This is a genomic window from Streptomyces endocoffeicus (assembly GCF_016741935.1).
Classification (GTDB): Bacteria; Actinomycetota; Actinomycetes; order Streptomycetales; family Streptomycetaceae; genus Streptomyces; species Streptomyces endocoffeicus.
Genome location: NZ_JAERRG010000001.1, coordinates 1,896,041 through 1,922,472, shown reverse-complemented (window position 1 = coordinate 1,922,472; position 26,432 = coordinate 1,896,041). Strand labels below are relative to the sequence as shown.

At 68.8% G+C, this 26,432-nt stretch carries 20 protein-coding genes and 1 pseudogene; 18 read left to right on the top strand and 3 right to left on the bottom strand.

What is annotated here, in order from left to right:
- Window positions 1–105 precede the first annotated feature (105 nt).
- From JK364_RS07415 to JK364_RS07400, 4 genes are all read left to right on the top strand, one after another.
- A complete protein-coding gene (locus JK364_RS07415) occupies window positions 106–2,220 on the top strand; it encodes a hydantoinase/oxoprolinase family protein (protein ID WP_201848581.1) in 2,115 nt (704 codons plus the stop codon).
- Complete coding sequence (locus tag JK364_RS07410) at window positions 2,217–3,950, top strand: hydantoinase B/oxoprolinase family protein (protein WP_201848579.1); 1,734 nt, start codon at window positions 2,217–2,219, stop codon at window positions 3,948–3,950. The genes JK364_RS07415 and JK364_RS07410 overlap by 4 nt, the downstream gene beginning before the upstream one ends.
- Before the next feature lie 109 nt (window positions 3,951–4,059).
- Window positions 4,060–5,433 carry an MFS transporter gene (locus JK364_RS07405; RefSeq protein ID WP_230991352.1) on the top strand — a complete coding sequence of 458 codons (1,374 nt, stop codon included), beginning with the start codon at window positions 4,060–4,062 and terminating at the stop codon, window positions 5,431–5,433.
- Entirely contained in the window at window positions 5,430–5,999 is a 570-nt protein-coding gene (locus tag JK364_RS07400; RefSeq protein ID WP_307841176.1) for a cysteine hydrolase family protein, read from the top strand. The genes JK364_RS07405 and JK364_RS07400 overlap by 4 nt, the downstream gene beginning before the upstream one ends.
- Before the next feature lie 106 nt (window positions 6,000–6,105).
- On the opposite strand, the gene JK364_RS07395 is transcribed toward JK364_RS07400, so the two are convergent.
- A complete protein-coding gene (locus JK364_RS07395; RefSeq protein ID WP_201848577.1) occupies window positions 6,106–7,221 on the bottom strand; it encodes an AI-2E family transporter in 1,116 nt (371 codons plus the stop codon).
- 73 nt (window positions 7,222–7,294) lie between these two features.
- Window positions 7,295–8,230, bottom strand: coding sequence for an EamA family transporter (locus JK364_RS07390; protein ID WP_201848575.1), 936 nt, complete (start codon window positions 8,228–8,230; stop codon window positions 7,295–7,297).
- Between the two features lie 42 nt (window positions 8,231–8,272).
- On the opposite strand from JK364_RS07390, the gene JK364_RS07385 reads away from it, so the two are divergent.
- Window positions 8,273–8,797 (top strand): MarR family winged helix-turn-helix transcriptional regulator, encoded by a 525-nt coding sequence (locus JK364_RS07385; RefSeq protein WP_201848574.1) that lies wholly within the window; start codon window positions 8,273–8,275, stop codon window positions 8,795–8,797.
- A 47-nt stretch (window positions 8,798–8,844) separates the two neighbouring features.
- Here JK364_RS07385 and JK364_RS55100 read toward each other — a convergent pair.
- A pseudogene (locus tag JK364_RS55100) lies at window positions 8,845–8,994 on the bottom strand (diadenosine tetraphosphate hydrolase); the annotation flags it as partial.
- A 168-nt stretch (window positions 8,995–9,162) separates the two neighbouring features.
- On the opposite strand from JK364_RS55100, the gene JK364_RS07380 reads away from it, so the two are divergent.
- The 13 genes from JK364_RS07380 to JK364_RS07320 all read left to right on the top strand — a co-directional run bounded on the left by JK364_RS07380 (window position 9,163) and on the right by JK364_RS07320 (window position 26,432).
- A complete protein-coding gene (locus JK364_RS07380; protein ID WP_201848572.1) occupies window positions 9,163–9,360 on the top strand; it encodes a VOC family protein in 198 nt (65 codons plus the stop codon).
- A 75-nt stretch (window positions 9,361–9,435) separates the two neighbouring features.
- Window positions 9,436–11,223 carry a sigma-54-dependent Fis family transcriptional regulator gene (locus JK364_RS07375; RefSeq protein ID WP_201848570.1) on the top strand — a complete coding sequence of 596 codons (1,788 nt, stop codon included), beginning with the start codon at window positions 9,436–9,438 and terminating at the stop codon, window positions 11,221–11,223.
- Window positions 11,224–11,428: 205 nt separating this feature from the next.
- Complete coding sequence (locus tag JK364_RS07370; RefSeq protein ID WP_201848568.1) at window positions 11,429–12,376, top strand: C-terminal binding protein; 948 nt, start codon at window positions 11,429–11,431, stop codon at window positions 12,374–12,376.
- An 18-nt stretch (window positions 12,377–12,394) separates the two neighbouring features.
- Window positions 12,395–13,672, top strand: a complete 1,278-nt coding sequence (locus tag JK364_RS07365) for an aspartate aminotransferase family protein (RefSeq protein WP_201848566.1) — start codon at window positions 12,395–12,397, stop codon at window positions 13,670–13,672.
- 15 nt (window positions 13,673–13,687) lie between these two features.
- Window positions 13,688–14,572, top strand: coding sequence for a fumarylacetoacetate hydrolase family protein (locus tag JK364_RS07360; protein WP_201848564.1), 885 nt, complete (start codon window positions 13,688–13,690; stop codon window positions 14,570–14,572).
- A 69-nt stretch (window positions 14,573–14,641) separates the two neighbouring features.
- Window positions 14,642–16,738 carry a hydantoinase/oxoprolinase family protein gene (locus tag JK364_RS07355; RefSeq protein WP_201848562.1) on the top strand — a complete coding sequence of 699 codons (2,097 nt, stop codon included), beginning with the start codon at window positions 14,642–14,644 and terminating at the stop codon, window positions 16,736–16,738.
- A gap of 1 nt (window position 16,739) precedes the next feature.
- Window positions 16,740–18,500, top strand: a complete 1,761-nt coding sequence (locus tag JK364_RS07350) for a hydantoinase B/oxoprolinase family protein (RefSeq protein ID WP_269146175.1) — start codon at window positions 16,740–16,742, stop codon at window positions 18,498–18,500.
- A gap of 59 nt (window positions 18,501–18,559) precedes the next feature.
- Complete coding sequence (locus JK364_RS07345) at window positions 18,560–19,702, top strand: Gfo/Idh/MocA family protein (protein ID WP_201848558.1); 1,143 nt, start codon at window positions 18,560–18,562, stop codon at window positions 19,700–19,702.
- 37 nt (window positions 19,703–19,739) lie between these two features.
- A complete protein-coding gene (iolD, locus tag JK364_RS07340) occupies window positions 19,740–21,695 on the top strand; it encodes a 3D-(3,5/4)-trihydroxycyclohexane-1,2-dione acylhydrolase (decyclizing) (RefSeq protein ID WP_201848556.1) in 1,956 nt (651 codons plus the stop codon).
- A 113-nt stretch (window positions 21,696–21,808) separates the two neighbouring features.
- Window positions 21,809–23,164, top strand: coding sequence for an aldehyde dehydrogenase family protein (locus JK364_RS07335; RefSeq protein WP_201848554.1), 1,356 nt, complete (start codon window positions 21,809–21,811; stop codon window positions 23,162–23,164).
- Between the two features lie 199 nt (window positions 23,165–23,363).
- Window positions 23,364–24,851, top strand: a complete 1,488-nt coding sequence (locus JK364_RS07330) for an APC family permease (protein WP_201848553.1) — start codon at window positions 23,364–23,366, stop codon at window positions 24,849–24,851.
- Complete coding sequence (locus JK364_RS07325) at window positions 24,793–25,662, top strand: SDR family NAD(P)-dependent oxidoreductase (RefSeq protein ID WP_307841175.1); 870 nt, start codon at window positions 24,793–24,795, stop codon at window positions 25,660–25,662. The genes JK364_RS07330 and JK364_RS07325 overlap by 59 nt, the downstream gene beginning before the upstream one ends.
- Before the next feature lie 38 nt (window positions 25,663–25,700).
- On the top strand, window positions 25,701–26,432 hold the full coding sequence (locus JK364_RS07320) for an SDR family NAD(P)-dependent oxidoreductase (protein ID WP_201848549.1): 732 nt from the start codon (window positions 25,701–25,703) through the stop codon (window positions 26,430–26,432).

Here is a 26,432-nt window from a genome sequence, read left to right as displayed (position 1 = left end):
CTTAACCACTCATTGCTGAGATCTCACATCTGCCTTATGGTCATCGCAGCTGCCGGAGGGGCGGCGCGAGGGAGCCCTCCAGGGCCGCCTTTCAAGGAGCCGAACATGCCAGGACCCGCTTTGACCGATCCCGACGGAAGCTGGCGAGTCGCCGCCGACATCGGTGGGACCTTCACCGATGTCATCGCTCTGGGCCCGGGAGGCCGGGTCGTCCCCGTGAAGGTCCTCTCCACACCGCCGGACTTCGGCAGCGGCGTCCTCGGCGGAACCCGGGCCGCGCTCTCCGCGGCGGACGCGCTCCCGCACCAGGTCACGGCGATGCTGCACGCCACCACGGTGGCCACCAACGCCATTCTGGAGATGCGGGGAGCGCGTACCGCCCTGGTGACCACGCGGGGATTCCGGGATGTCCTGGAACTCGGGCGCCTGCGCCGCCCCCTGCTGTACGACCTCTCCTGGCAGCGGCCGGTCCCGCTGGTTCCCCGGCGCCACCGCTACGAGATCGACCAGCGCATCACCGCCGACGGCCGCCTCGAGCCTCCGGCGGACTCCGCCGAACTGGCGCGGGTGGCGGCCGAGATCCGGGCCGAGGGCCTCGAGGCGGTGGCGGTGTGCCTGATCAACTCCTATGTCCGTCCCGAGGAGGAGCGCCGAGTCGCCGCCGAATTGCGGGCCCTCCTGCCCGGCGCGTATGTGACCGCCTCCGTCGACATCACGCCTCAGATGCAGGAGTACGAGCGCACCAGTACCGCGGTCGTGAACAGCTATGTGGGGCCCCAGGTCCATGACTATGTCACGGCGCTCGGCGCGGGTCTGCGGGAAGCGGGCGTCTCCGCGCCCTTGATGATCATGCAGTCCAGCGGCGGTCTCCTCGACGCACCCTCGGTGGTGGGGCGCCCGGTACAGATCATCGAGTCGGGACCCGCCGCCGGTGTCATCGCCGTACGGAAACTCTCCCAGCTCATGGGCCTTGACTCGGTGGTCGCCTTCGACATGGGCGGCACCACGGCCAAGGCATCCCTCATCGAGAACGGGGAGCCGTTCGTCGCCGGCGACTACGAGGTCGGCGGGGGCATGAACATCACGCGCGGCATGGGCAAGGGGGCCGGATACGCGCTGCGCGTGCCCTCCATCGACATCGCCGAAGTGGGTGCGGGCGGAGGCAGCGTCATCTCCACCGACGTCGCCGGCTCCCTGCGGGTCGGACCGGAGAGCGCCGGCTCCCGGCCCGGTCCCGCCTGCTACGGCAACGGAGGGACCAGCCCCACGCTGACCGATGCCAACGTGGTCCTGGGCTACCTCAGCTCGCAGGCCCTGGCCGGCGGGCGGGTGACCATCGAGCCGGACCTCGCCCGGCAGGCCATCGCCCCGGTGGCCCAGGACCTCGGCGTCGACATCCCGGCGGCCGCGCGCGGAGCCTACGAAGTCGCCGTGTCCAGCATGACCAAGGCAGTCAAGGCCGTCACCAGCGAACGCGGCCGCGATCCGCGGGAGGCCGTCATGGTGGCCTTCGGCGGTGCCGGGCCCCTCTACGGCGCGGCCATCGCCCGGGAGCTCGGTATCGACACCGTCATCGTCCCCGTGCACACCGGGCTGTTCAGCAGTCTGGGACTCCTCGTCGCCGACACCGAACGGCAGGCGGTGGTGCCCCACCGGGCGGACCTCGACGCGCTCGACCTGCTCGGCGCGGAGTTCGACCGGATGGCCAAGGAAGTCACCGAGGCCCTGCGGGAGGCCGCCCCCTCGGCGCACACCGAGGTACAGCGGGTCTTCGACATGCGCTACCGAGGTCAGCGGTTCGAGCTGTCCGTCACCGTCCCCGACGGGAAGCTGGACCCCGGTCTGATGGCCTCCGTGCGGCAGCGGTTCCACGCCGAGCACCACCGCACCTACGGCCGCGCCGGTACCGATGAGCTTGTCGAGATCGTCAACCTCCGCGTCCGCGGGCGGGTGCGCAATCCCGTCAGCGTCGAGCGGCTCCTGAGCCTGCCGCAGTCGGCGCCCCGTGCCGAAACGACCCGGGGGTGCCGATTCGACCGGACCGAGCCGACCCCGGTCATCCCCCGCGCCGCACTGTCACCGGAGCCCCGGCAAGGCCCCCTCGTCATCGAGGACATGGATGCCACCACCCTCGTACCGCCGGCGGCCACCGCCCACCGCGACCGCTTCAACAACATCGTCATCAGCTGGACGACCACAGTCCCGGAGGCAACCCCATGAGCCCGCGCCCGATCAGTGACGCCGCCACGTTCGAGGTCTACCGGAACGCGGTGACCGGACTCGCGGACGAGATGGCGATCACCATTCTGCGCACCGCGCACTCCCAGATCGTCGCCTCCAGCATGGACTTCTCGGCCGCGCTGTGCGACGCCTCGGGACGGGTGATCGCACAGGCCAACACCTGTCCGGTGCACCTCGGCTCCATCCCCGAAGCCATGGGCGCCGTACTGACGGCCTTCGGCGACTCCGTCCGCCCGGGCGACGTCTACCTTCTCAACGATCCCGACCTGGGCGGCATGCACCTGCCCGACATCTTCGCGATCGCCCCGGTGTTCACCTCCGGGCAGGAACTGCTCGGCTACTCGGTCACCGTCGTCAACCACGTGGACGTGGGAGGCTGGGCCGCGGGATCCATGGCGGTGCAGTCCACCAGCATCTTCGCGGAAGGCGTGCAAATACCGCCGTCCCGGCTGTGCGACGCGGGCACGCTCAATGAGACCTTCCTCGCGCTCATCCTCCGCAACGTACGCGAGCCGGACCTTCTCCGTGGCGACCTGGAAGCGCAGCTCGCCGCGTGTCACGCGGGCGGGGAAGGCCTGAAGGAACTGGCCGAACGCCACGGCACCGACGGGCTGGCCGCACTCAACGAGGAACTCCTCGCCTACTCCGAGACCCTGCTGCGCTCGGCGCTCGCCGAGGCCCCCGACGGTGCCTACGCGTTCGAGGACTTCATCGACGACGACGGCATGGGCTCGCCGCCCATCCCGTTCCGCGTCACCGTCACCATCACCGGGGACACCCTGCACGTGGACTTCACCGGGTCCTCCCCCCAGGTCGCCTCGGCGCTCAACGCCACCGAGTCCTTCACCCGGTCCGCCTCCTACGCGGCCATCCAGGGCGCCCTGGGCTCCGACATCCCGGCCAACAGCGGCTTCTACCGGCCCCTCACCTTCACGATCCCCGAGGCCTCCATCCTCAACGGCCGAAGGCCCTCGGCCCGCGGCGCCCGGGGCTTGGTCGCCTACCGCATCATCGATACCGTCCTCGGGGCGCTGGCGCCCGTCTTCCCCGACCGGGTCCCGGCCGCGGGCGACGGCGGCCCGGACTCCGTGGCCATCGGCATCACCGGGGAGAACGGGACCACCAACGTCCTGTGGGACATCCTGTGCGGGGCCTGGGGAGCCAGGCCGGACCGTGACGGTGTGGACGGCGTCAGCCCGCTCGGCGCCAACCTGGCCAACGTACCGGTGGAGGAACTCGAGCAGTCCGGCCATGTGCGCATCGACGGCTACGGCTACCTGCCCGACACCGGTGGCCCCGGCCGGTGGCGCGGCGGTCTGTCGACCTTCCGCGACATGACGGTTCTCGCTCCCACGGTCTCGGTGCAGATCCGCTCCGACCGGCGCACCCACCTGCCCTACGGGCTCCAGGGAGGAGCCCAGGGCACGCCGTCGTCCAACATCCTCAACCCCGGCACCCCACTGGAGCAGATACTCCCCGCCAAGGTCGTCCAGCTCCTCGCCGCCGGCGAACGCCACCGGCACGTCACCGCCGGCGGAGGCGGCCACGGGGACCCCTTCACCCGGGATCCCGACCGTGTCCTGCGGGACGTACTCGACGGGAAAGTCACCGCCTCCGCGGCGACCCGCGACTACGGAGTCGTCGTCACGCCCGAAGGCGCGATCGACACGGCGGCAACACGGCGACGGCGCGCCGCTGGGCGCCACTAGCACCGTCCCCGACCCCTCACCCTCACCTCACCGTCCCCGCCCCCTCACCTCACCCTCCTCACCCCCCACCTCACCACCCTCGGATCCCGCTCACCGAGAGGACCCCGCCATGGCCGAGGTCACCGCCCCGACAAAGACAACAGACGACGACATGCGCCGGGTCTGGCGCAAAGTAGGTATCCGCATCATCCCGCTCATCGGCCTCGCCTACGTGATGAGCTATATCGACCGTGCCAATCTCGGCTACGTGGCACAGTCGCTCAACAAGAGTCTCGGCATCACCGCCGGACAGCTGGGCCTGGCCTCCGGCCTGTTCTTCATCGGCTACATTCTCGTGGAGATCCCCAGCAATATGATGCTGCGCCGGTTCGGGGCGCGGAAATGGATCACCCGCATCCTGGTCTCCTGGGGCCTCGTCACCATGGGGACCGCGGCCGTGCAGAGCGTTGGTCAGCTCTACGTCATGCGCATCCTGCTCGGTTTCGCGGAGGCCGGGCTGGCCGCCGGAATCCTGCTGTACATGACCTTCTGGTTTCCCAGGAGACAGCGTGCATGGGCCATGTCGATCTTCTTCATCATGATTCCGCTGTCCGGCATCATTGGATCGCCCCTCGCCGCGGCCATGCTGTCCTGGGGCGAACAGCTCACCGGGTACGCCGGGTGGCGGTCGTTGTTCTTCACCGAGGGCCTGTTCACCATCCTGTCCGGAACCCTGATCTACGGCCTGCTGCCGGACCGGCCCGCCGACGCGAAGTGGCTGACACCCCAGGAGAAGGACGCCATCCAGCATCGACTGACCCTGGAAACCGCCCAGCAGAACGCACACGGCGCGCTCACCGGGGTGCGTCAGGCGCTTTCCAGCGGACGTGTGTGGATGCTGTCTTTCGCCTTCTTCGCCATCGTCTTCGGCCTGTACCCCATCGCCTTCTTCCTGCCGACGATGATCTCCACGCTTACCGGGAACGCGTCCACGATCTCGGATGTCAGCAGCGTGCTGCTCGCCGGCATCCCCTCGGCCATCGCCATCGTCGCCATGCTCGCCTGGGCCAAGGTGGCGGCGCGCCGGTCCGTGGTGTTCTCCACGGCGGTACCCCTGGCCTTCGGTGTCGTAGGCCTGCTGCTGGCCACCTTCACCCACAACGACGTGCTCTTCATCGGGGCGTTCTGCGTCAGTGTCTCCGGCGTCTTCACCGCCATGCCGCAGTTCTGGCGACTGCCGCCGCTGTGCCTGACCGGTGCCGCCGCGGCCTCGGGCATCGCGCTGATCAACTCGGTGAGCAACGTCAGCGGCTTCATCGGCCCCTACATGACCGGCGCCATCGCGGACGCGACCGGCGACTTCACCTACGCCCTCCTGGCCATCGCCCTCATGCTCACCGTCGGATTGGTGATCCTGCTGACGGCCGGGCGGAAGGCGGAACAGTCAACCGCCCAGGATCCACTGCCCCAGCCCCAGCCCCACGACACGGAGAAGATCGGGTGACCGGCCGTACCGACACCGCACTCATCATCGGTGACATGCAGACAGGCATCCTGGCCAACTACCCCTTCAGCCGAGCGCCCGTGCCTCCCATTCAGGAGTTGGTACGCGCCGCTCGTGCGCACGGCATCTTCGTCGTCTTCGTGCGTACGGAGCTGAGGGCATCGGGAGCCGATGTCTCCGAGAACAACACCCTGTTCACGGCGTTTCACCGAGCCGGCCCCCTGTTTCATGAGGGATCCGGGGAGACGGACATCAGTCCGCGACTGGCACCGCGACCGGAGGATGTCGTCATCACCAAGCGCCGCACCAGCGCATTCGTCGGAACGGAACTCGAACTGGTGCTGCGCGCCCAGCACGTCGAATCGCTCGCGCTGACAGGCGTGGCGACCAGCGCGATGGTCGCGGGAACGCTCTACGACGCCCTGGACCGCGACTACCGGGCCACTGTCCTGAGCGACGCCTGCGCGGACGCCGAGGCGGACGTCCATGACTTCCTCATGGAGCGCGTCTTCCCCGGACGAGGGGCGAGGGTCATGACAGTGGAGTCCTGGCTCAGCGAACGGTGAACCGCTCCCACGCTCATCGGTGGGCGCCGGGGGCCTTGCCCCCGGCGCCCACCCGGTCGGCAGCGACCGATGCGCTTGCCGGTGCCTAGGGACTACGGGCTACGGGCTACGACACGACAGCGCCACCGGCCGGCTGCTCGTTGCTCTCCGGCTCTGGTGACGGGTGGCTGAGCTGTTCGCGCACGTAGTTCCAGGCCACCGCGATCAGCGCGGCCACCGGTACGGCGAGCAGACTGCCCACGATCCCGGCCAGGCTGCTGCCCAGTGTCACCGCCAGCAGGACGACCCCCGCGTGCAGGCCGAGGCCGCGGCTTTGGATCATGGGCTGGAACACATTGCCCTCAAGCTGCTGCACCACGATGATGATCGCCAACGCGATCAGCGCGTCCGTCGGACCGTTGAACACCAGCGCGATGAGCACCGCGACCACACCCGCGAACAAGGCCCCCACGACGGGAATGAACGCGGAGATGAAGGTCAGGACCGCCAGCGGCAGCACCAGCGGCACTCCCAGAGCCCACAGCCCGAGTCCGATGAGGACGGCGTCGAGGAAGCCGACCAGCGCCTGGGAACGCACGAAGGCGCCGAGGGTGTCCCAGCTGCGCTCGGCCACGGCCGGGATGTCGGTGGCGAGCCGGCCGGGGAGCTGCTGGGCGAGCCACGGCAGGAACCGCGGGCCGTCCTTGAGGAAGAAGAACATCAGGAAGAGCGCCAGGACGGCGGTGATCACACCGTCGACCACCGTGCTCACTCCCGCGACGACAGCGCTGACCAGGCTGCCGGCACTGCTCTGCAACCGGGCCGCCGCGGAGTCGGTGGCCTGCGCGATCTGGGCATCGTCGATGTTCAGCGGCGGCCCGGCGGCCCATTCACGCACCCGCTGGATGCCTTCGGTCACACCGTCGGCCAGTTCACCGGACTGGGATGCCACGGGCACCGCGATCAGCGCCACGATACCCGTGGCGACCAGGAGGAACAGCAGGGTCACGGCCGAGGCGGCCAGCGCGGGAGGCCACCCCCACCCACGCAGAACGCGGGCCAGGGGCCAGGTCAGCGTCGTGAGGAGCAGGCCGACGACGAGCGGCCAGATGACCGACCACATCTGGCCCAGGGCCCACAGGACGGCCGCGGCCATGACGAGGATCAGAAGCAATTCGAGGGAGATACGCGCCGATACGCGGAGCGCGGTGCGGGTTTTCGTTGAACTCAACGTGCGTGGCATGGGGCCACCCGTACCTCATGAGTGCTTCCCCGCGCTGCATTTCAGCAGCACCCTAGCCAAAGTCCCAGTGTCCTCACCGGGGTTGGGAGTGAGAGGGACCCCGTGCGGGGTGCCGGTGAGTGTCAGGCTGACCGGGCGTCCGGCCGGTGCCACGTCGGCCCGCGCGTGCGGGCCGGCCGAGGACGACCCCGGCCAGGACCAGGACCAGTCCGCACAGTTGCTGAACGGTCAGCACCTCCGTGGCGACCATCGTGCCGAGCAGCACGCCCGTGACGGGGTTGAGCAGCCCGATCAGACCCACGGTTCCCGCGGGCAGGTGCCGCAGCCCGGTGAACCAGGCGGTGAAGGCCAGCGCGGTGGCGGCCAGGGAGACGTAGCCGAAGGCGATGAGCGCCGGTGTGGAGAGGGCGGGCGGAGGGCCCTCCACCACCGCGGCGGCCGGAAGCAGGAACAGCCCTCCGGCGGTCAGCTGCCAGGCGGTCGAGGCGAGCACATCGGTATCGGCGCTCCACCGCTTGGTCAGGATGTGGCCGAAGGACGACACCAGCATGGCGGCGGCCGAAGCGAGAACTCCCGGCACGCTCACCCCTTCCGCTCCCGTGAGCAGCATGAGGCACACCCCGGCGAGCCCGACCACGGCACCGGACAGATGTGCGGTCCGGGGCCGTTCGGACACCAGGGGCCAGGCGATGAGCGTCATCGTCAGCGGGGACACCGCCATGACGGTCGATGCGACGCTCGTCGGCAGCAGCTGGGAGGCGACGTAGACGAGGACGAAGAACACACTCACGTTGAGCGATCCGAGCACCGCTGACCGCCACCACCACGCACCGTGCGGCCGACGCCACCGGCACAACGCCAGCAGGACGAGCCCGGCGGGCAGCGCCCGCAGAGCGGCCCCGTACAGCGGGCTCCCGGCGGGGAGGAACTCGTGGGTGACGAAGTAGTTGGCTCCCCACGCCACCGGCGCGACCGCGGTCAGCGCCACCCAACGCGCATTAGCTTCCATGGAAGACAAATATAGCTTCCCGGGAAGCTATATTTGTCTTCCATGGAACATCGGCAACCGCTGGACCGCGTGGCCCGCATCCAGGCCGACTGGCGCCGCGAACGGCCCGACGTCGACATCTCCCCGCAGGGAGTGATCGGCCGGCTGCACCGCCTGGCCGGTCAACTCACCGAAGAACTCTGCCGCGTATACAGCCGCTACGACCTCACCGAGGGGGAATTCGACGTCCTGTGCGCACTGCGCCGCGCCGGCGAACCCTATGAACGCGCTCCCGGCGAGCTCGCCGCGCACACCATGGTCACCACCGGTGCGATGACCAAGAGGATCGACCGCCTCGAGCGAGCCGGACTCGTCACCCGCCGCCGCTCGGACGACGACCAGCGTGGCAGGATCGTCGCCCTCACCGGACCCGGACGCGAACTGATCGACCAGGCGTTCACCGACCACATGCGCAACGAACGCCACCTGCTGAATCTGCTGACGCCCGCGGAGTCCGAGACGCTCGAAGCACTGCTCACGACCTGGCTCTCCCGCCTGGAAGACCCGCGTCCTCCCCGCCACGAGTGACCCGCTCCGCGCTTCCGACGACCCCGGAAGCGACCGGCCCCGCTGCGTCAGGCCGTCGAACGCAACCGGTCCAGTTCGCTGCCGATCGCATCCCGCGGCACATCATGCCGCGTGCCGAGCCTGAACCGCTCGTCACTCCACCGGTCACGCGGATACGACCACACCGGCTTGCCCACAGCGCTCCAGCCCCGCGGCCAGCACGATGAACATCCCAAGGGCCGGCAGCAGACTCGGATCCCTCTCCGACCTCGACCCCGACCCCGTCCTGACCTGCCGCGCAACCCCCATTGCCCCGTACCCTTCGACCGCCCGGCGGAACGTGGCGGCTCGGTGAGAACGCGTGGGTCGTCGTTGACGATCGGGACGTGCGCGCTGAGCGAGTAGGCGGAGCCATGATCACGCTCGGCGTGAACGACCTCGACGACATCCTGGCCCGACTCGCCGCACACGGGATCGACCACGAACCGGTCGAGACCTACAGCAACGGCGTGCGCCACGTCACCGTGCTGGACCCCGATGGGAACAGCCTGTCGCTCGCCGAGGCGCCCACCCTCGATTGGTGAGAACAGTAGACAAACACGCCTAGCGCCTGTTAGGTACGCTCATATCGTGCACGCACAACCGGCGAGGAAGTCACCATGGTGTCAGCCGCATCGTCCCCGTGGAGAATATCGTCGGCGCCCCACCATACGGCCGAGATCCGCGAGCTGTTCCTGAGCCACGCCACCGACGATCTCTCGGCCCTCCGTCCGGTGATCGCCCGCTCGTGGCGGCGCAGTCGCGCTGCTGGCGTCGACTCGGAGGCCGACCGCGGCTACATCGACGAGGGGCGTGTCGACGAGCGTACGATGCTCATCACCGAGCCGCATCTGCGGAAGCTCGACGAGGTCGCTGAGGACATCGGCGGCCACGTGAGCCTGAGCTCGCCGAATGGAGCGCTGGCCAATCCAGCCTTCCTGAGAGAGGACGTCGACTTCCCGCCGGGCTACTCGCTGCTGGAGGCGAGCTGTGGCAGCAACGGCGAAGGCGTCGCACTGGAAGAGGGCCGTGCCGTCTGGCTATCGCCCGGGGAGCACTTCCGCGAGGATATGCGCGGCAACTGGTGCTTCGCCTCGCTTATCCGCGATCCGTTCCACAACCGGGTGCGAGCAGTGGTCGGGCTGACGCTGCCGGCCGCTCGGGTGCAGAGGCTTGACCCGTCGTCCACGCTCCTGATGCTCGAAGGGGTCACGTCGCGGATCGAGCGTGAGATCGAGACGCGTATGTCGTCGCGGGAGCGCACGCTTCTGCGCGAGTACCTCACCATCTCGCGTCGACGAGGGAAGGCCGCGGTCGTGGTGACCGATGGCAAGCACTCGTTCATGAACTCCGCCGCGACGGCGTCGTTGGAAGGCGCCGATCTTTCCGTCGTCACCGGCTATGCCAAGAGCGTGATGTCCTCGGGACATGGCACGAGCGTGGAAGTGATGCTTGCGGGCTTCGGGGCGGCGAGCATCGAGGTCTCGCCGGTGGACCTGTCCGCCTCGGGCTTCGGCGCCGTCGCCGTCGTCCGCCCCCACGCTGCCCGCCGGAGCCGGACGCTCGACGCGCCGACGGTCTCGCAGCACGACCCCTCGTCGTCCGCTGACCAGCTGCTCGAGCGCCTCGACGGACAGAGCCTCTCGTTGCAGAAGGCCGTCGCATCGGCCCGGACCGCGGTCGAGCAGTGCCGGTCCGTGGCCATCATCGGCGAGCCCGGTAGCGGAAAGACACGGCTCGCCGAGGCGATCGCCGGCGTCCGCGGCGATGTGATCCGGATTGACGCGCGCGCTACCGATGCCCGTACCCGGATCGATGAGGCGCGCGAGCACGTCACGGAGTCCGAGCTGGTCCTCTTGATCGCTCACGCCGACGAGCTCTCCCCCACGGACTCCCGCGACGTGGCCGCGCGGCTGCGAGGAGGCGTACACCACACCGTGATCTTCACTGCCGCGAGCGTCACGGATGCGACCCGCGCGATCGCCGACGCCGGCGGGGCGCTCGAGATCAAGCTCGCACCGCTGCGCAGACGGCGCGAGGACATCCCCCTGCTGGCGCACGCGATCGCGAGTGAGATCGGCGATCGTCGGCTCTCGCGAAGGCTCGTCGCGACCCTCACCAACTCCGATTGGCCGGGCAACATCGCCCAGCTGCGCCAGGTCGTCTCAGATGCGGTCGAGCGGTCTCGAGGCATCGAGGTCTCTGATGACGATCTGCCCGTGAGCTTCCACCGCATGCTGACCAAGGGGCGGCTGTCGCGTCTCGAAGACGCGGAGCTGGTCGAGATCCGCGGCGCCCTGCGTGAAGCGAAGGGCAATCGGCGACTTGCCGCCGAGATCCTCGAGATCGGGCGTTCCACTTTCTACCGGCGCATGGACTACTTCCGCAGTCGAGGCTTCGACCTCTGACCACCCGGCGAACGGCCCGGACCCAGCGGGTCCGGGCCGTTCGTCGTGTCCGAAAGCGGCCCGTCGAGTGTGTCGATCTGGCACGGATGGCCGCGCTCGCACCGGGTTTTAGTTGAGTCAGCTCTCCGGAACCGGCCTCGAGGAAAACGGGCCCCGGCCGCCCTCCGGCGACGACGAGAACCCGACGCGAACAGGACGACACGATATGAACGGCGATGAGCCGGGGACCATTCTGGTGGCCCCTCACCACTTCCCGGATCTGAATCGCGAGCATGCGCTCGCCGATGAGCTCGGCTACGAACTCATCGCGGCGGCTGACGTGGACGCGTTCCGCGCGGGACTGCCGGACGCCGAGATCGTGATGGTCACGCCCTACGCGCGGCTCACCGCCGAAGAGTTCCCGATCATGAAGAAGTGCCGCGCGGTGATCCGCTACGGCATGGGCTACGACAACATCGACGTCGACGCGGCCACGAAGGCCGGTATCCCGGTCGCCATCGTCCCGGGCACCGCCTCGGAAGAGGTGGCTTCGCACGCCCTCGCGATGGGCCTCGCGCTCGCCCGCCGGCTTCCGACCGGCGACGCCGCCATCCGCCGCTTCGGCTGGGCCGGGGTCATCGGCTACGACACCCCCGTGCTCTCGCGGCTCGAGGTCGGCGTCGTCGGCCTGGGGCGCATCGGTCAGCAGGTGGCACGGATGTACTCGGCGGTCGGTGCGCGAGTGCGCGGCTACGACCCCTTCATCGCCGACGGACCGGTCGAGCTCGGCAGCCTGGAGAGCGTGCTCGAGAACTCCGACATCGTCTCGCTGCACCTCCCGCTGAACGACGACACACGGCACTTGGTCTCCGAAGACGTGCTCGCGCGGATGCGCGAGGGGGCCGTGGTCGTGAACGTGTCGCGCGGTGGACTGATCGACGAGGAGGCACTCGCGACGGCCCTGACGTCGGGGCATATCGCCGGTGCCGGCATCGACACCTTCTCGCAGGAGCCGGTCGCCGCCGAGCACCCGCTGCGATCCGCGCCCAACACGATCCTCACCCCGCACATCGCCTGGCGTTCCAACCGCTCGACCGGGGCGCTGCAGGACGGCGCGGTGGAGCGGGCGCGGTCCGTGCTCACCGGGCTGCCCCTGACCGACCTCGTGTACTGATAAGTGGAGAAGACTGACGTGGCGACGAATATCCAGACAAACCATGTCTCGGGCAGCGCCCCCGCGGAGGATCCGCACCTGCGCCGGGGCCCGCGCGGCTATCCGCTTCTGCCGGGCGGCTACGGCCGATCCACCTATTACACCGGCGCGCCGAGCCCCTACGCCGTTCGCGGCGAGGGCTACCGCGTCTGGGACGACCGCGGCCGCGAGCTGATCGACGCGAACAACAACTTCACCTCGCTCATCCACGGCAACGCCCACCCGGACATCACGGAGGCGGCGACCAAGGCCCTGTCGTCAGGGGCGAGCTGGGGCATCCCCAACCTCTACGAGTGGGAGCTGGCCGATCTGCTGCTCTCGCGACTGACCGGCCTCGATCAGGTGCGGTTCACCAATTCCGGCACCGAGGCCGTCATGTCCGCCATCAGGATCGCCCGCGCCGGCACGGGTCGTGAGCGCGTGATCGTGACCAAGGGCGGTTACCACGGCACATCGGACATCGCCCTCGTCCCCGGCGGCCCGGCCTATACCCGCGGTGTGCCCCAGGGGGTGATCGACGACGTCACTCCCGTTCCGCTCGACGACGCCGAGTTCCTCCGCCGGGCGATCGAGGCAGCGCCCGACGCCTACGCGGCGATCATCCTCGACCTCCTGCCGAACCGCGCGGGGCTGCTGCGTATCTCCGACGAGTTCGTCACCACGGCGCGGGACCTCGCGACCCGCCACGGGATCGTCCTGATCATCGACGAGGTCATCAGCCTGCGGCTCGGCCCGCACGGTCTGAGCGGCGGGTACGGTGTCTCTCCCGACCTCCTGACCACGGGGAAGACGATCGGCGGCGGCTTCGCGGTCGGCGCGGTCGTCGGCCTCGGCTCGCTCATGTCCGAGGTGGACCCGACGCGGCCCGGAAGCCTGCCGCACGGCGGCACGTTCTCCGGCAATCCGGTCAGCATGGCGGCCGGCGCCGCGGCGCTGCGCCTCTACGGTGAGTCCGAGGTGCGGCGGCTGAACAACCTCGGCGACACCGCGCGCGAGTCGGTCATGGCCCGCGTCGCGGACGCGGGCTGGGAGGTGCGGGGGCGTGGCTCGCTGCTCCGGGCCGTTCCCGCGGGCTCCGAGAAGGTCGACGAAAGCACGCAGCACCGGCTGTGGTGGGAGTCGTACAACCGCGGCCTGCTCGGCTCGCCGGCCAACCTGCTCTCGCTGTCGACCCCGATGGACCAGGCGGTCGTCGACGACCTCGCGGACCGCCTCGCGGATGCCGTGCTCGCCGTCGCCGCCGGCGCACAGCACTGAGAGAGGGCAGAAGCCATGCGAATCGTCTCCTACCTCCACGAGAGCCGCGTCCGAGGCGGCGTGCTCCTCGACGACACGGTGTTCGACCTTGAGCGTCTGCTGAGGGCGGCCGGCACGGCGCCGGCCTCATCTGTCCGGGACTTTCTGGCCGTGTATGGCCCCGAGCTCAAGGCGTTCTCGACCGACCTGGCGGGGCTGATCGACCGGAATCCGGGTACGAGGGTCGGCGCTCGCTCCGACGTGCACCTGACCACTCCCGTTCCTGATCCGGCGAAGGTGCTCTGCGTCGGACTCAACTACAAGGACCACGTCGCCGAAACGGGTCGGGCGCTGCCGGAGCACCCGGATGTGTTCGTGAAGTTCGCGTCGACGCTCGTCGGTCCCGAGGATGAGATCCAGGGTGCCGATATCAGCGCGAACCTCGATTTCGAGGGCGAGGTGGCTGTAGTCATCGGCCGTACGGCGCGTCACGTGCCGGAGGAAGAGGCCCTCGACCACGTCGCCGGCCTCGCCCCACTGAACGACATCTCGGCTCGTGACCTGCAGTACCGCGGGACTCAGTGGACGGCCGGCAAGACCGTCGACCGTTCGACCCCGTGGGGCCCCGCGCTCGTCACCCTCGATGAGATCGGCGACCCGCAGACGCTCGAACTCGTCACCCGTGTCAACGGTGTGGAGTTGCAGCACTCAAACACCCGGCACCAGATCTTCCCGATCGCCCGGATCATCTCCTATCTCTCCAGTTTCCTCATGCTCGAGCCGGGCGATGTGATCGCGACCGGCACGCCGCAGGGGATCGGAGCGAAGCGCACTCCACCGATCTGGCTGAAGCCGGGCGACACCGTGGAGGTCGACGTGGAGCGCGTCGGCGTTCTCAGCAACCGGGTCGCCGAGCACTGACGCCGTGACGACGCCCCAGCCCACGTGGGCGACCACCACTCGCAAGCTCTCGACAGACATGGAAGAAAGATGACCGAGGCCCAGACGAATTCAGGCGGCCGTGACGCGCGATACCGCATCGCCGTCGACACCGGTGGCACGTTCACAGACGTGGTCGTCGGCTCCGACAGTGGCGACATGGCCGCCGGCAAGGCACTCACCACCTACGACCGCGTGTTCACCGGCTTCGAGGCCGCGGTCCGCCGTGCGGCCGAGTCCGTCGGCTGGAGCGGCGACGACGTGCTGCGCAACGCCGACGTGATCGTCTACGGCACCACCCACGCCACCAACGCCGTGCTGACCGGCAAAATCGCCAAGACCGCGCTCCTGGTCACCGAGGGCTTCGCCGACACCCTGCTGCTGCGAGAGGGCGGCCGCCGCGACGCCTTCGACTCGAAGGCCGCCTACCCCGGCCCGTACATCCCGCGCCGACTCACCTATGAGATCCGCGAGCGCGTCAACTCCGAGGGCTACGTGCTCGTCCCCCTCGACGAGGAGCAGGTGCGCAGCGCCCTCAAGACCCTCGTCGACGAGGGCGTCGAGGCAATCGCCGTGTCATTCCTGTGGTCGATCATGAACGACGCTCACGAGGCCCGCCTCGCGGAGCTGATCGAGGAGATCCTCCCGGGCGTCCCCTACACGCTCTCGCACCGGGCGAACCCGACCATCCGCGAGTACCGGCGTTCGTCGGCCGCCTCCATCGACGCCTCGCTGAAGCCCCTCATGGCCGACCACCTCGGCAACTTGCGCTCCGACCTGGTGAAGTACGGGTTCACGGGCGATCTGCTGGTCGTCACCTCGGAAGGCGCCGTGCTCGACGTCGCCGACGTACTGGACCGACCCGTACTGCTGCTCAACTCGGGTCCGTCAATGGCCCCGCTCGTCGGAGCGGCGGCGGCACCCGATCGGGAGACCGTCGTCGTCTGCGACATGGGCGGCACCACCTTCGACGTGTCGCTCGTCGAGAGGGGAGTCGTGCGCCACACCCGCGAGGCGTGGCTCGGCGAGCCCTTCGTCGGTCACCTGACCGGTCTGTCGTCGGTCGCGGTCTCGAGCATCGGAGCCGGCGGCGGCAGCATCGCCTGGATCGACGGCGGCGGGCTGCTTCGCGTCGGCCCGCAGAGTGCCCGCAGCACCCCCGGCCCCGCGGCGTACGGCCGCGGCGGCGAGGAGCCGACCGTCACCGACGCGTGCGTCGTGCTCGGCTACCTCGACGCCAGCGGCTTCGAGGGCGGATTCACCCTCGACCGCGACGCCGCTGTGCGGGCGATCGAGTCACGCATCGCCGGCCCGCTCGGCATGACCATCCAGCGGGCGGCGCAGGCGATCCTCGATGTCTCGGCCAACCACATGGCGACGGCGATCCGACAGGCCTCGCTCGAGCAGGGCGTCGATCCGCGCGGTGCGCTCATCGTGGCCGGAGGCGGCGCCGGAGCCATGGTCGCCGCGGCGATCGGCGTGCTGCTGGAAGCCGACACGGTTCTCGTTCCGGCGACCGCGGGGGTGCTCGCGGCCTACGGCGCCCATCGTGCCCCCATCGCCACCGAGTTCCTCTCGCCACTGCACAACGACACCCACGCGTTCGATGCCGAGTCGGCGACGCGGGCCATCGAGGAGATCAAGGTGAAGGCGGCCGGGTTCGCGGCCCGCTTCGACGGTGTCGGAGCCGAGGCCGAGGTCACCTACTTTGTCGACGCGCGCTACCCCGGCCAGGCGTGGGATCTGCGCGTGCACCTCGACGAGGCGCCGAACACCCGCGGCGACGCTGCCGATGTCATCGCGCGCGCGTTCCACGCGGAGCACGACCACCGCAACGGCACCCACGACGCGCAGAGCCGCGTCGAGATCATCACCTGGGGCGTGCGCGTCGAGGTGCCACGGCCGGAGCAGCTGCGGGACACGGTCGCCACGGGCGGATCGCCCGAGTCGCACCGCACCGATCCGATGACCTTCGGCGGCGAGAGCTTCGACACGGCCCGCTACCGCGGCGTGACACTCGGCCCCGGCGACAAGATCGCCGGCCCGGCCGTCATCGACCAGCCCACGACAACCATCGTCGTGCCGCCGGAGTGGGACGCGACGCTCGACGACCGCTCCAACATCTACCTGACTCGTAAGGAGGCGTGACATGTCACGTGAATTCGACCCGGTCAAACTCTCGGTGCTGGCGAACGCCTTCGACGGGATCGTCCGCGAGATGACCAGCGGGCTGCTCCGGTCCGCACGCTCCTCGGTGATCAACACGGCGCGCGACTTCTCCTGCGCCGTGCTGACTGCCGACAACCAGCTGCTCGCCGCGGCCGAGGGGGTGCCGGTGCACGTGTTCGGCGCCGGTCCGCTCGGTGAGGACATGATCAGGCTGCACGATGACATCCGCGAGGGTGACGCGTTCCTGCACAACGACCCCTACATGGGCAACTCCCACGCGGCCGACCACTGCGTTCTCGTGCCGATCTTCGTCGAGGGGCGGCACCTGTTCACCGCCGTCACCAAGGCCCACCAGGCCGACTGCGGTAACTCGCTCCCGACGACGTTCTACGCGACCGCGCGCGACGTCTACGAGGAAGGCGCGCTGATCTTCCCCTGTGTGCGGATTCAGCGTGACTACACCGATCTCGACGACATCATCCGCATGTGCCGCGCGCGCATCCGCGTGCCCGACCAGTGGTACGGCGACTACCTCGCCTCGGTAGGAGCCTCGCGCATCGCCGAGCGCCGCGTGCGGGAGCTCGCGGCGAAGTTCGGTGCCGACACGCTCGTCGAGTTCGTCGACGCCTGGTTCGACTACTCGGAGCGCCTGGCGACGAGCGCGGTCGAGACGCTGCCGGAGTGGTCTCTCACCGGCTCGACATCACACGATCCCTTCCCCGGCACCGGTCCCGACGGGGTTCCGATTCAGGCCACGATTTCGGTGAAGCCGGCCGACGGCCGGGTCACGATCGACCTGCGTGACAACCCCGACAACCTGCCGAACGGACTCAACCTCACGCGCGCGACGGCGACCGGAGCCGCGCTGGCGGGCATCCTGTCGGGTCTTCCGGAGTCCCTGCCGAGCAACGCCGGCACCTTCCGGCGCTTCGAAGTGCTGCTGCGTGAGGGCTGCGCCGTCGGCGTGCCGAAGCACCCCTACTCGTGCTCGTCGGGCACGACCAACCTGGCGGACCGGGTCGTCAACATCGTTCAGTCCGCGTTCTCGCAGATCGGGGACGGGTATGGCACTGCCGAAGGAGCGACCGGTCAGGCCCCGGCGAAGTCCGTGGTCTCGGGCATCGATGAGCGTAACGGCAACGCCTATGTGAACCAGATCCTGGTCGGCGGCGTCGGCGGTCCGGCCACACCGTACGCCGACGGCTGGCCGACCTACCAGCGCCCCGTGTGCGGCGCCCTTCTCTACCACGACAGTGTCGAGGTCGACGAGCAGCGCTACCCGATCCTCATCCACGAGCGCGTGCTCGTCGCCGACTCGGGTGGCGCGGGCCGTCAGCGTGGTGGGCTCGCGACGCGCGTCACGATGGAGGCCCGCGACGATGACGTGACGATCACGTACGGGCTCGAGGGCAAGTTCAACCCGCCGAAGGGCGTTCGCGGCGGTGCCGGAGGCGCTGTTCCGGAAGCCTGGGTCGAAGGTGTCGACGGAAGCCGTAAGGAGATCCCGGTCGTCGGCCGGTACGACATGCTCCGTGGCGAGAAGGTCGTGTCGATCACGCCCGGCGGTGGCGGCTATGGCGACCCCCTCGAGCGTGAAGCGGCCGCGGTGCTCGACGACCTGCGGGAGAGCCGCATCACGCCGGGGTCGGCAGTCGATGTCTACGGCGTCGTGGTCACGGAGGACGTCGTCGACGACACCGCGACGGCGCGGCTTCGTCGCGAGCGGGTGTCGGCCCGCTAGAAGGACTCGGCGACATTCCCTGCGCGGGAGCATCGGAACCCAGAAGAGAAGTGAGAGAAATGGATCCCATCCGAGTCGGCATCATCGGCGTCGGAAACGTGCTCAACCAGTACCTCGACAAGATCGGGGTCCATCCCGACGTCGAGATCGTCGCACTTGCCGACGTCAACGCCGAAGCGGTCGCCAAGCGCGCGGCGGAGTACTCGGTCCCGAAGGCGCTCACCCCCGACGAGCTGCTCGCCGACCCCGCGGTGGAGCTGGTGCTCAACCTGACCCCGCCGAATCTGCACGCTCCGGTCACACTTCAGGCGATCTCCGCCGGGAAGCACGTGCTGTCGGAGAAGCCGTTCGCAACCTCGCTCGAGGAGGCGCGGCAGATCCTCGACGCCGCCCGGGCCGCGGGCGTGAAGGTCGGGTCCGCGCCCACGACATTCCTCGGGTCGGGCATGCAGACCAGCCGCAAGCTCATCGACGACGGCTGGATCGGCCGGCCCGTCGCCGTCTTCGGCTCGTTCGCAAACCGCGGCTACGAGCACTGGCACCCGAACATCGATCCCTTCTACAGCCCCGGCGCCGGTCCCATGCTCGACATCGGTCCGTACCTCGTCACCAACCTGGTGAACTTCCTCGGCCCGGCGAAGCGGGTCTCGGCCAGTGCTCCGAGGTCCTCGGAGACTCGACCCCGCCCCACCGCGGACGGCGGCTACGACGGCGTCATCGACATCAAGACCCCGACCCACGTCACGGGCTCGATCGACTTCGAGTCCGGTGCGACCGCCACGCTGATCGTGAGCTGGGACGTGTGGAACCACCATCTTCCGCACCTCGAGATCTACGGCACGAGCGGATCGATTGCCGCGCCCGACCCGGACCACTTCTCCGGCGCGCCGATCCTTCGCCGTGGTGAGCCCCGCGACCTCGCCCTCGACATGACGCCTCCCGGCGGCGGCGACTGGCGTGAGACGGCCATCACACACCGTGACGACGCTTACCGCGGGATCGGCTTGGCCGAGTTCGGCCACGCGATCCGGAACGGACTCGAGCCCCGTACCGGCGGCGCCTTCGCCTACCACGTGCTCGAGGTGCTTCTCGCCTTCGAGAAGTCGTCGGAGCTCGGTCGTCACATCGAGATCGAGAGCACCTGCGAGCGCCCCCGTCCGCTTCCGTCGGTCGGGCCGCACGAGCCCTACCGATTCGACTGATTTTTTCCCTCTGGCAACCGTAGACCCAGGAGAAGGCATGACCACCACCGCGGCCGCCGACAGCGCAGTCGGCGCCCCCAGCAAGAGCGTGCGCCGGCGCACCGTCGCGCAGGCGATCGTCGAGTACCTACAGGTTCAGTACAGCGAACTTGATGGCGAGCGCCGTCGCCTGATCCCGGGGATGTACGGAATCTTCGGTCACGGCAATTCGGTCGGCGTGGCCCAGGGCATCGACGAGTACGGCGTCGACTTCCCTCATTTCGCCGGCAAGAACGAGCAGTCGATGGTCCACGCGGCAATCGGGTACGCCAAGGCGACCAATCGTGCGTCGACCCTCGCCTGCACCGCGTCCGCCGGCCCGGGCTCGACCAACATGATCAGCGGCGCCGCCACCGCGACCACGAATCGCCTCCCGGTCCTGCTGCTCCCCGCCGACATCATCAACAACCGCAAGGGCGACCCGGTGCTCCAGCAGATCGAGCACCCGGTGGAGCGAGACGTGTCGGCCAACGATGCCTTTCGCCCGGTGAGCCGGTACTTCGACCGCATCACCACTCCCTCTCAGCTGCTGGTGACCCTGCCCGAGGCGATGCGGGTTCTGACGGACCCGGTCGACACCGGTGCGGTCGTCGTCTGTCTTCCGCAGGACATCCAGGGTGAGGCTTACGACTTCCCCGAGGAGTTCTTCAGCCCGCGCGTCTGGCCCATCCGCCGCCGACCGGCGGCGCGGGAGGAGATCCGCGACGCGATCGAGATCATCCGCCGTGCGCGGCGGCCGGTCTTCATCGCCGGCGGCGGCGTGCGCTACTCGGATGCGGCCGACGAGCTCGCGAGGCTCAGCGCTGACTTCGGGATCCCCGTCACGGAGACCTACGCCGGCAAGGGGATGGGCCCGATCTCAGACCTCAACCTCGGCGGGCTCGGGGTCGACGGCACGATCGGCGCCAACCGGATCGCCGGGCGCGCGGACTGCGTGATCAGCGTCGGCTCCCGGCTGCAGGACTTCATCACCGCGTCGCACTCGCTGTTCGAGAACCCCGATGTCCGGTTGGTGCACTTCAACGTCAGCTCCTTCGACGCGCACAAAATGGGCTCGTATCCCGTCGTCGGAGACGCGAAGCTGTCGCTCACCGCGCTGCACGAGGGGCTGACCGCGGCCGCGTACCAGAGCGCCGAGGGCTACCGCGACGAGATCGCGGGCGCGCGCCGAGCCACGGCCGACGTGCTCGGGCACGACCTGGAAGACATCCCCGGCGAGAACATGAGCCAGGCGCAGGTGATCGACGTGCTCAACAAGCACACGGGCGCCGACGACGCGCTCGTGCTCGGCTCCGGTGGTGTGGTCGGCGGTGTCCACAAGGCTTGGGACACCTCGAACGGCACGAAGGTGCTCTCCGAGTACGCGAACTCCTGCATGGGGCACGAGCTGCCTGCCGGTCTCGGCTATCGGTTCGCCCGATCGGAGGCGCCGGGCGATGTCTTCGTCCTGATCGGTGACGGCACGTACTACATGCAGCCGACCGAGCTCATCACCGCGGTTCAGGAACACCAGAAGATCACCGTCGTGATCATCGACAACAGCGGGCATCAGTGCATCTGGCCGTTGCAGGTCGCCAAGGGCGGCCCGGGCCATGAGTTCGGCACTCAGCTGCGCGAGCGGAGCGCGGAGACCGGTCGCCTCGACGGGCCCGTCGTGCCCGTCGACATCGCCGCGAACGCGGCCAGTATGGGCGCGGTCTCGTGGTCGACCACGACGATCGAGGAGTTCAAGTCGGCACTCGAGGAGGCCCGCGGAGTCCAGGGCCGCCCGGCCGTCGTGGTGGCCCACGTGGAGCCCTGGCGTTACCTCACGGGGAGTGGCGCCTTCTGGGACGTCGGCGCCCCGATGACCTCGGAGCGCCCCGAGACCTTGGAAGGCGGCGAGAAGCACCGCGAAGGCCGTGAGCGCCAGCGCTACTACGGCCCGACGATCGCTCCCGGCAGCGAGGTCTGAGCGGAATCCCAGCGCGCGGACGACCGCGGCTGCCCCACGGCATCCCGTCGCGGGGCAGCCATCTCTTCCGGCACAGCATCCGGAACGCCCCAAGAAATCAAGGAGGAGGACAGATGGGCACCTTCGCCGTTACCGACCCGTCCACCGGCGAGACCGTCGCCGAATACCCCGCGGCGACCGCGGAGGAGATCGAGGCCGCCCTCGCGGCTACCCACAGGACATACCAGGGGTGGTCCCACCGAACCACGGTGCGCGAACGTGCCGCTCACGCTCGGCGTCTCGCCGAGCTCTTCATCGAGCGCCAAGACGAACTCGCGAAGATCATCAACCGCGAGATGGGCAAGCCGATTCCGCAGGGAATCGGCGAGATCCAGTTCGCGGCCAAGATCAGTGCCGCCTTCGCCGACAACGCGGAGCGGTGGCTCGCCGATGAGCAGCTCGAGGTCGCCGACGGACTGCGGACCTTCTTCCGCTACCAGGGCACCGGCGTGATCCTCGGGGTCATGCCGTGGAACTACCCGTACTACCAGGTCGTGCGATTCGCGGTACCGAATCTGATCCTCGGCAATACGGTCATTCTGCGTCACGCCGCCCAGTGCCCGGAGTCGGCACTCGCGCTGCAGCGGTTGTTCCTCGACGCCGGTTTCCCCGATGGCGCGTACGTGAACGTGTTCTCGACCCACCAGCAGATCGCCGACATGATCGCCGACGACCGCGTACAGGGCGTCTCGCTCACCGGCTCCGAGCGCGCCGGTGCGATCGTCGCCGAGCAGGCCGGCCGTGCGCTGAAGAAGTGCGTGCTCGAGCTGGGCGGCTCCGATGTGTTCCTGGTGCTCGACACGGCCGACATCGACGGCGCGGTCGAGCACGCGGTGGCCGGCCGCATGGACAACACGGGGCAGAGCTGCATCGGCTCGAAGCGCATCGTCGTCATCGATCGCTACTACGAGGAGTTCGCGGCGAAGTTCACCGCCGCGATCGGAGCCCAGTCGTACGAGAACGGCGATTACGGGCCGCTCTCGTCCGACTCCGCGACCAAGACGCTGACAGCCCAGGTGCGGGGCGCCATCGAGCAGGGCGCGACGATCCTCGTCGGTGACAACCAGCCGCGGGGCAACGTCTACACGCCGAGCGTCATCGGCGACATCACCCTGGGCATGGACGTCTACAGCGAGGAGTTGTTCGGCCCGGTGGCGCAGCTCTACCGCGTCTCCAGCGACGAGGAAGCGATCGAGCTCGCCAACTCCACGCCCTACGGCCTCGGCTCGGTCGTCATCTGTGACGACTTGGAGCGCGCCGAGTGCGTCGGCGACCAGCTCGACGTCGGCATGGTGTTCGTCAACGCCAACGGCCTCGGCGGTCCGGACGTGCCCTTCGGCGGCGTCAAGAAGTCGGGTTACGGCCGCGAGATGGGCAAGGTCGGCATGCTCGAGTTCGCGAACAAAAAGCTCTACCGCTTCGCGAAGTAGTCGGACGCGCTCTTTTCTCGACGGGGAGCCCCGGAATCGAAGCTTCGGGTCTCCCCGTCGGCTGCGCGCCGTCGCGTGACTGGAGAAACAAGGCGAGAAGCACTCAAAAGTGTCCCAGAACGGGGCATGTATGCTCTTTCGGTGTTCGCCATCATGAACCTCGGATTTCCGCCGAAATTAGCGATGAATGGAGCCGATGGTGGCTGCACAGAGAAATTCCGAAGCCGCTCCGCCGACCGTCGAAGTCGATGACGACGCGCCGGCCCAAGGTCTGAAAGGCCGACTCGGCGTCGGTTCGATCGTGTTCTCGGTCGTCGCCTTCGCCGCTCCGCTCCTCGTGGTAGTCGGGCTGATGCCCTCGGTGATCGGCTTCGCCGGGTACGCGATCGTGCCCGCATACGCGATGATCATGCTCATCGTGCTGCTGTTCGCGTTCGGCTACGCCACAATGACGCGCTATGTGAGCCGGCCCGGTGCCTTCTACGCGTACATCACGGCTGGGCTCGGCCGGAGGGTCGGACTTGGTGGGGCGTTCGTCGCGCTGTTCGGCTACCTGCTGCTTGCCTTGCCGACCTGGATCGCTTTCGGCGTGTATGTGTGGCAGCTCGTGACCGGCACCTTCCACGGCCCAGACATACCCTGGTACGTCTGGGCTCTCGTCGGCGCCGCCCTCACCGGCATCTTCTCCTACCGCCACATCGAGTTCTCCGCGAAGGTGCTCGGCGTCGCGCTCGGACTCGAGGTACTGCTCGTGATCGCCTTCGACACGGTCGCCTTCATCGACGGCGGGCCGGGCGGCATCCCCGTGCGGCCGCTCACGGCGGGCGCCGTCACCGATGGCGGCTTCGGCCTCGCTCTGCTCTTCGGCATGCTCTGCTTCATCGGCTTCGAATCGGCGGCGATCTACCGCGAGGAGGCCAAGGACCCCGAGAAGACGGTGCCTCGCGCGACGTATCTTTCGGTCATCCTCATCGGGGCCTTCTACGTCATCGCCGCGTGGGCGTTCCTCACGGCGCTCGGTCCGGACGGCGTCGCGGGCGCGGCGAAGGCCGACCCCGCGAGCCTCTTCGGTGAAACAGCCGCGCGCTACCTCGGCACCGTTCTCCCCGACGTCATCAGGGTGCTGGTGATCACCTCGACGTTCGCGTGTCTGCTCGCGCAGCACAACACGATCTCGCGCTACGGCTTCTCGCTCGGTAAGGACGGGGTCTTCCCCAGCCGGTTCGGCGCCGCGCACCCGCGCCACCATTCGCCGCACATCGCCTCGGTGGTCGTCACCGTGCTCACCCTGGTGACGGTCGTCGCGCTGGCAGCGGTGACCGGTTTCGAGAACGACGGCACGAACGCGTTCACGATCTACATCCGGACGAACGGCCTCGGCGCGATCATCGTGATCTTCCTCATGTGCCTGGTGTCGATCGCGATCATCGCCTACTTCGCCAAGAACCGCGTCGACACCCCGGCGCGCGTCTGGAAGACGGTCGTCGCGCCGATCCTGGGGCTGATCGGGCTCCTGTCCATCCTCGTGCTGAGCGTCGTGCACGTCGACGCCCTGATCGGGGCGGGGGAGACGGCGTCGCTCCTGATGACCCTGCTGCTGCCGGTCGTGCTCATCGCCGGAATCGCCTATGCGAGCCACCTGGCCCGTGCCAAGCCCGACGTCTTCATCAGGATCGGGCGGCAGTGAGCGCCCCGATCCGCCATCAGCCCACACCGTCGCCGAGAACGAGGAAGAGCCCATGACTTCACAGGGAACCCGCCTGGCCGGGAAGGTCGCCGTCATCAGCGGAGCGTCGCGGGGGATGGGCCTTTCCCACACCCGTGCGTTCCTGGACCAGGGGGCGCGTGTGGTCGCCTTCGACCTGAACGAGGACGCGGGCCAGACGCTGGCCGAGGAGTACGGCGTGGATCGTGTCGTCTTCCTGCGCGGCGACGTGCGCACCGCCGCGGACTGGAGCCATGCCGTCCAAACCGGTGTCGAGCGGTTCGGCGCGATCAACGTGCTCGTCAACAACGCCGGCGTATCGCCGCTGCAGCGTCTCGAAAGCGTGACCGAGGCGGACTATCGACGAGTGATCGACATCAACCAGGTCGGGACGTTCCTCGGCATGCGGGCGGTGATCCCGGCCATGCGGGAATCCGGTGGCGGCTCGATCGTGAACATCGCGTCCAGCGCGGCGCTCGTCGGTTTCGCCGACATCTTCTCCTACGTCGCGTCGAAGTGGGCGGTGCGCGGCATGACCAAGGCCGCCGCGCTCGAGCTCGTCGAGTACGGCATCCGAGTCAACGCGGTCTGCCCCGGCGACACCGATACGCCCATGATCCGCGAGAACGCCAAGACTCCCTCCGCCTCGATGCCGCCGGCCGAGGACCTGCCGTTCGGGCGGTGGGCACGTCCCGAGGAGGTCTCGGCCGCGGCGGTGTTCCTCGCCTCGGACGAGTCGTCGTACATGAGCGGCACCGAGGTGGTCGTCGATGGAGCCTTCACCGCCCAGTGAACCGACACGACACCGAATCGTCACGGCAGAGGAGCGTCATGGACCGGCTCGGCGGAAAGGTCGCCATCGTGAGCGGCGCGGGCAGCGGCATGGGCGAGGAGCACGCTCGCGCCCTCGTACACGCGGGGGCACGGGTCATCGGGTTCGACATCACCCCCGGTTCCGGACCGGCGCCGGCTGACGAGATGGGGCCGGATCGCTTCCGCCGGCTGCTGGGAGATGTCACCTCGATCGCAGACTGGCAGCGTGTCGTGGCGGAGTGTGTGGCGGCGTTCGGGCACCCGACGGTGCTCGTCAACAACGCCGGGATCGCGCGAGCCAACCGGGTCGAGACGGTGGAGGAGAGCGAGTACCGCCGTGTGATCGACGTGAACCAGGTCGGCCCGTTCCTCGGAATGCAAACGGTCGTGGAGTCGATGAAGGCGGCCGGTGGAGGATCGATCGTGAACATCTGCTCGACGTCGGGCCTGGTCGGCTTCACCGACAACTTCGCGTATGTCGCGTCGAAGTGGGCGGTGCGCGGCATGACCAAGGCGGCCGCCCTCGAGCTGGCCGAGCACCGGATCCGGGTCAACGCGGTCTTTCCCGGCGAGACGGATACCCCTCTTCTCCGCGCGGATCCGACGGCCCTGCCCCCCGAGTCGTCACGCTTCGGCCGCTGGGCGCAGCCGTCCGAGATCTCCGCCGCGGTCGTGTTCCTCGCCTCGGACGAGGCCGGCTATATGAGCGGCGCGGAACTGGTCATCGACGGTACGTACACCGCGGCGTGA